This window comes from Methylobacterium sp., from assembly GCF_028290105.1.
GTDB lineage: Bacteria > Pseudomonadota > Alphaproteobacteria > Rhizobiales > Beijerinckiaceae > Methylobacterium.
In genome coordinates this window covers 1-6,357 of sequence record NZ_JAQGKL010000126.1, presented here as the reverse complement: position 1 = coordinate 6,357, position 6,357 = coordinate 1, and the positions used below count along the sequence as shown (strand labels likewise).

Annotated in this window: 5 protein-coding genes and 1 pseudogene; 4 read left to right on the top strand and 2 right to left on the bottom strand. The window is 69.3% G+C overall.

All coding sequences use genetic code 11. From position 1 onward, the window contains the following. Positions 1-127: pseudogene (pyrB, locus tag JWQ05_RS09025) on the top strand (aspartate carbamoyltransferase catalytic subunit); the annotation flags it as partial. 30 nt (positions 128-157) lie between these two features. On the opposite strand, the gene purN reads toward pyrB, so the two are convergent. Continuing rightward, positions 158-814: a phosphoribosylglycinamide formyltransferase gene (gene purN, locus JWQ05_RS09020; RefSeq protein ID WP_299657693.1), complete on the bottom strand. Its 657-nt coding sequence runs from the start codon at positions 812-814 to the stop codon at positions 158-160. Further along, positions 814-1,881 carry a phosphoribosylformylglycinamidine cyclo-ligase gene (gene purM, locus JWQ05_RS09015; protein ID WP_299657691.1) on the bottom strand — a complete coding sequence of 356 codons (1,068 nt, stop codon included), beginning with the start codon at positions 1,879-1,881 and terminating at the stop codon, positions 814-816. The genes purN and purM overlap by 1 nt, the downstream gene beginning before the upstream one ends. A gap of 179 nt (positions 1,882-2,060) precedes the next feature. On the opposite strand from purM, the gene JWQ05_RS09010 reads away from it, so the two are divergent. From JWQ05_RS09010 to JWQ05_RS09000, 3 genes are all read left to right on the top strand, one after another. Next, positions 2,061-3,152 carry an AI-2E family transporter gene (locus tag JWQ05_RS09010; RefSeq protein ID WP_299657689.1) on the top strand — a complete coding sequence of 364 codons (1,092 nt, stop codon included), beginning with the start codon at positions 2,061-2,063 and terminating at the stop codon, positions 3,150-3,152. Then, entirely contained in the window at positions 3,153-3,905 is a 753-nt protein-coding gene (locus JWQ05_RS09005) for a hypothetical protein (protein ID WP_299657686.1), read from the top strand. Positions 3,906-4,021: 116 nt separating this feature from the next. Then, on the top strand, positions 4,022-6,357 hold a 2,336-nt coding region (locus JWQ05_RS09000), incomplete at its 3' end, for an RNA degradosome polyphosphate kinase (protein WP_299657696.1).

Here is a 6,357-nt window from a genome sequence, read left to right as displayed (position 1 = left end):
CGGCGTCGAGATCTCCTCCGAGGTCGCCGACGGGGCGCAGTCGCTCATCCGCGAACAGGTCGAGATGGGCGTCGCCGTCCGCATGGCCGTTCTCGAAGCGCTGGCGACGCACCTGCCGAACGCGTGAGCGCTTCCAGCACCGCTTCGTCCCACCGGCTCACAGGCTGAGCAGCGCTCCGTCCGCTGGCGCGAGCCCATCCGAAAACACCACCCGCTCGCCATTAAGCCGCACCCGCCCGCCCGCGACCAACGCCAGGGCCTGCGGGTAGAGCCGGTGCTCCTGGACCAGGATGCGGGCCGCGAGCGCATCCGGATCGTCGCCGGGGCGCACGGGCACGGCGGCCTGCGCGATGATCGGGCCGGCATCGAGTTCGGGTACGACGTAGTGCACGGTGCAGCCGTGGAGACGGACCCCGGCCCTCAGCGCCTGTTCGTGGGTGTGGACGCCCTTGAACAGGGGCAGCAGGGACGGGTGGATGTTGATCATCCGGCCGGCCCAGGCTTCGACGAAGCCGGCGGAGAAGATCCGCATGAAGCCAGCCAGACACACGAGGTCGATCCGGGTGGCGACCAGTTCCGCCTGGAGCGCCGCGTCGAAAGCCTCGCGGCTCGGATAGGCCGTGTGGTCGAGGGCGCGGGTGGGAATGCCGTGACCCGCCGCATGGGCGAGGCCGCCGGCCGCCGGGCGGTTGGCGGCGACGAGCGCGATCTCGGCCGGGTAGTCCGGCGCCTGCGCCGCCGCGATAAGCGAGGCCATGTTCGAGCCGCGCCCCGAGATGAGGATCGCGACCCGGGGCTTGGCGGAGGCCGCCATCAGAAGGCGAGCCGGCCTTCGAAGGTGACGGGCTCGGGGCCGCGTGCCGTGATCCGTCCCAAACGCAGAGGCGAGGCGCCGCCGAGGTCGAGGGCCTTCGACACGGCGCTGACGCTCTCGGGCGACACCACCACGACCATGCCGATGCCGCAGTTGAAGGTGCGCAGCATCTCGGCCTCGGCCACGTTGCCCACTTGCGCGAGCCAGCCGAAGACCGGCGGCGGAATGATCGCGTCGAGGTCGATGGCGATGCCGACGCCGTCGGGCAGAACGCGGGGCAGGTTGTCGGGAAAGCCGCCGCCGGTGATGTGGGCCAGCGCCTTGATGCCGTCCGTGCTCCGCAGGGCCGCGAGCAGGGGCTTCACGTAGATCCGGGTCGGCTCCAGCAGGGCCTCGCCCAGCGTCCGGGCGGGCTCGAAGGGCGCCGGATCGTCGTAGGAGAGGCCGCTCTTCTCGACGATGCGGCGCACGAGCGAGAAGCCGTTGGAATGGATGCCGGAGGAGGGCAGGCCCAGCACCACGTCGCCCGGCACGATGTTGCCGCGCGGCAGCAGGGTGCCGCGCTCGGCGGCCCCGACGCTGAAACCGGCGAGATCGTAATCGGCGCCGTCGTAGAGACCCGGCATTTCGGCGGTCTCGCCGCCGATCAACGCGCAGCCGGCGATCCGGCAACCCGCCGCGATGCCGCGCACGATGTCGGCGCCGACCCCCGGCACCAGCTTGGCGGTGGCGAAATAGTCGAGGAAGAACAGGGGCTCGGCGCCCTGCACGATGATGTCGTTGACGCACATCGCCACGAGGTCGATCCCGATCGTGTCGTGGCGGTTCGTCTCGATGGCGATCTTCACCTTGGTGCCGACGCCGTCATTGGCCGCCACCAGGATCGCGTCCTTGAAGCCGGCGGCCTTCAGGTCGAACAGCCCGCCGAACCCACCGATCTCGGCATCCGCCCCCGGCCGGCGGGTGGCACGCACCAGCGGCTTGATCGTCTCGACCATGGCGTTGCCGGCATCGATGTCGACGCCCGCCTCCGCGTAGGTCATTCCGTTTGTGGGCTCAGCCGTCATCCGCGCCGCTCTTTTGAAATCCATCGTTCCGCGACCTCTAACCGCTCGCGCGCGCCTTCGCGAGTCCACCTGAGCGAAGGGCGGGTATTCGCGGCCGTCCCATGCACCCGGTACCTTGACCGTGTCCCCTTGCGTTCCCACTGTTGACGCTCAGGGTCACGTCAGACGGGGAACGGCCGATGCGCGGCAGGGCGATGATCGGGCTGACGGCCCTCGTGGGCCTCGCGCTCCTGCTCTACCTGCTCGCCGACGTCATGCTGCCCTTCGTGGCGGGCCTGGCGCTGGCCTATCTCCTCGACCCCATCGCCGACCGGCTGGAGCGCCTCGGCCTCGGCCGGCTCTCGGCCTCGCTCCTCATCCTGGCGATGTTCGTGGTCGGGCTCGTGGTGGTCCTGCTCCTCGTCGTGCCGCTGGCCGCCAATCAGGTCTCGGCGCTCGTGGCGACCCTGCCCGGCATGGTCTCGCGGCTGCAGGGCATCCTCGCGGACCGGGCCGGGCCGCTGCTGCAGCGGGTGGGGGGCGCGGACGTGCTCACCGACCTGCAATCCCAGGTCGGGACCCTGGTGGGACAGGGGGGCACCTGGTTCCTGACCTTCCTGAAATCCCTCTGGTCGGGCAGCCAGGCCCTGATCTCCATCGCGTCGCTCCTCGTGGTGACGCCCGTGGTGGCGTTCTACCTCCTCGTCGACTGGGACCGGATGATCGCCGCCCTCGACGGCTGGGTGCCGCCGCGCCACCGACCGGTGGTGCGCCGCCTCGGGCGCGAGATCGATGGGGCGGTGACGGGCTTCGTCAGGGGCCAGACACTGGTCTGCCTCATCCTGGGTACGTTCTATGCGGTCGGGCTTTTCTTCGTCGGACTGAACTTCGGCGTGCTCATCGGGTTGATCGCGGGCTTCCTCACCTTCATCCCGTATGTCGGCACGCTGACGGGGTTCCTGCTCTCGGCCGGGGTCGCCCTGGCGCAGTTCTGGCCAGATTCCGACTGGCTGCATATTGGCCTGACCATCGGCGTCTTCGTGGTCGGGCAGTTCCTCGAGGGCAACATCATCTCGCCGAAGCTCGTCGGCGAATCGGTCGGGCTGCACCCGGTCTGGCTGATGTTCGCGCTCCTCGCCTTTGGGTCGCTGTTCGGCTTCCTCGGGCTGCTGCTCGCGGTGCCGGTGGCGGCCTCCATCGGCGTGCTGGTGCGCTTCGCCCTGGAGCGCTACCTCCAGAGCCCGATCTATTATGCGGACACCCCCGCGCTCCTGTCCAAGCCCGATCGATAGATGGCCACCCGCGACACCGTTCCCCCGAAGCAACTCGCCTTCGACCTGCCGGCCGACCCGCGCTACGGCCGCGAGGACTTTCTGGTGGGTCCGGCCAACGAAGCCGCCTACGCGCTGATCGAGGCCTGGCCGAACTGGCCCGACACCGTCTGCCTGCTCAGCGGTCCCCCGGGCAGCGGCAAGAGCCATCTCGCCTCGATCTGGGCGACGCGATCCCATGCCTGGACCGCGAAGGCCTCCGAAATCACCGCCACCACGGTGCCGCATTACCTCTCCAACGGCGCCCTGGTGATCGAGGACATCGACGGGGAGCCGCGCGACGAGGCGGCCCTGTTCCACCTCCTCAACCTCGCCCGCGAGCGCGCCTGCCCCGTGCTCATCACATGCGCCACTTCGGTGGAGGCGCTCGGCCTGACCACGGCGGACCTGCGCTCGCGCCTGCGGCTCGCTCCGGGCGCCACCATCCTGCCGCCGGACGACGCGCTCCTGCGCGCGGTCCTCGTCAAGCTCTTCGTGGACCGGCAACTCGTGGTCGATCTCGCCATCGTCGAGGCCCTCGCCCTGCGCATTGACCGATCCCTGGGGCGGGCCCGCGAGGTGGTGACCGCGCTGGATCGCGATGCGCTCAGCCGGGGCCGGCGCATCACCAAGCCGCTCGCCCTGGCAGTGCTGGAACGCCTCGGCTTCGGAGCGCAGGACGCCGAGGACGAGGAATGTGAGGACGGGGATTCCGAGGGCGGCGTCCCCACCTGACGACAAGCGATCCGGACCGGCGCGAACCTGCGATCGTCATCGAACTGTCAAAAACGGCACCCGGCCCCGTGCTAGGAAGCCGGCCCCTCGACACAGGAGAGAGACCCTTGGCGGATATGGACACGGACGCGATCGCCGCCGACACCGGGATTTCGGGTGGCAGCGAGGCCCGCACCCGGCCGGCCCGTCCCGCCACGCGACGGACCGCCACCGTGGCCACCAAGACATCACCGAAGGGGGTGCCCGAGGTGGCGGCGCCGCCCGATGGGGCGCCCGTGTCCGATGCCCTGCCGGACGCCGATCTCGACCTGCCCTCCGCCGGAGAACTCCCCGCACCCGCGGACGTGATGCCCGCCACCGAGGCACGCGATTCCGTTCGCGAGGCGGGCCATGCCCTGCGCCACTCGCCGGAGCGGTTCGTCAACCGCGAGCTGTCCTGGCTACAGTTCAACCGGCGCGTGCTGGAGGAAGCCTCGAACATCCACCACCCGCTTCTGGAGCAAGTGCGCTTCCTGTCGATCTCGGCCAACAACCTCGACGAGTTCTTCATGGTGCGCGTCGCCGGCCTGCACGATCAGGTCCGCGCCGGGCTGGTGCTGCCCTCGCAGGACGGCCTGACCCCGTCGGAGCAACTCACCCGCGTCGGTGCGGAAGTCTCGCGCCTCGCCCTCGACCAGCAGACGCGCTGGCGCGAACTGCGCCGCGATCTCCTGGGCGCCGGCATCGAGCTGACCGAGCCCGCCGGCCTGACCCAGGAGCACAAGGCCTGGCTGGAGGATTACTTCCTCAACCACGTCTTCCCGGTGCTGACGCCGCTCGCCATCGATCCGGCCCATCCGTTCCCCTTCATCCCGAATCTCGGCTCCACTATCGCGCTGATGCTGGTGCGGCCCCGCGACGGCCGCACCCTGCGCGCGCTCATCCGCCTGCCGGCGGTGCTCGACCGCTTCGTGCGCCTGCCCGATGCCGCAAACGATGCCACCGCCCGCTTCATCGCCATGGAGCAGGTCATCGTCCTGTTCACCGGGCGGCTGTTCCCCGGCTATTCGCTGCGCGGGCAGGGCGCCTTCCGGGTGATCCGCGACTCGGATCTCGAAATCGAGGAGGAGGCGGAAGACCTCGTCCTGCACTTCGAGACGGCGCTGAAGCAGCGTCGGCGCGGCGTCGTCATCCGCCTCGAGATCGAGGCCGGGATGCCGGAGGACCTGCGCGCCTTCGTGTCCGACGAACTCGAGATGGGCAGCGATGCGGTGATCTTCGTGGAGGGGATGCTCGCCCTCAACGAGCTCTCGCAGATCGTCGGCATCGACCGGCCGGACCTGAAGTTCAAGTCCTACAACCCGCGCTTCCCCGAGCGTATCCGCGAGAGCGGCGGCGATGTCTTCGCGGCGATCCGGCAGAAGGATTTCACCGTCCACCACCCCTACGAATCCTTCGACGCGGTGGTGCAGTTCCTGTCCCAGGCCGCCCGCGACCCGAACGTGGTGGCGATCAAGCAGACGCTCTACCGGACCTCCTCGAACTCGCCGATCGTCGCGGCGCTGGCGGAGGCCGCCGAACTCGGAAAGTCGGTGACGGCCCTCGTCGAGCTGAAGGCCCGCTTCGACGAGGAGGCCAACATCCGCTGGGCGCGCAACCTTGAGAAAGCCGGCGCGCAGGTGGTGTTCGGCTTCATCGAGCTGAAGACCCACGCCAAGCTGTCGATGGTGGTGCGCCGCGAGGGCGACCGGCTCGTCACCTACTGCCATGTCGGCACCGGAAACTACCACCCGATCACCGCGCGCATCTACACCGATCTCTCGTTCTTCACCGCCGACCCGGCGGTGGCGCGCGACGTGAGCCGGATCTTCAACTACATCACCGGCTACGCGGAACCCGCCGAACTGGAGCGGATGGCGGTCTCGCCGCTGACCCTGAAGCCGCGCCTTCTGGAGAACATCGAGGCGGAGGTGGCCCATGCGAAGGCCGGCCGCCCGGCGGCCATCTGGATCAAGTGCAACTCTCTCGTCGACCAGCAGATCATCGACGCGCTCTACGACGCGAGCGCGGCGGGCGTGCAGATCGACTGCATCGTGCGCGGCATCTGCTGCCTCAGGCCGGGCATCCCCGGCCTCTCGGAGACGATCCGGGTAAAGTCGATCGTCGGGCGCTTCCTGGAGCACGGGCGCATCTACTGCTTCGGCAACGGCGTCGGGCTGCCCCATCCCAAGGCCACCGTCTACATCTCGTCGGCGGACCTGATGAGCCGCAACCTCGACCGCCGCGTCGAGGCGCTGCTGCCGATCACCAATCCGACGGTGCATCAGCAGGTGCTCGACCAGATCATGCTGGCCAACCTCCTCGACAACCGCCAGAGCTGGCGTGTACTGGCGTCGGGTGCCAGCGAGCGGATCCAGCCTGCCGAAGGGGAGGAGCCGTTCAACGCGCACAAGTATTTCATGACGAACCCGAG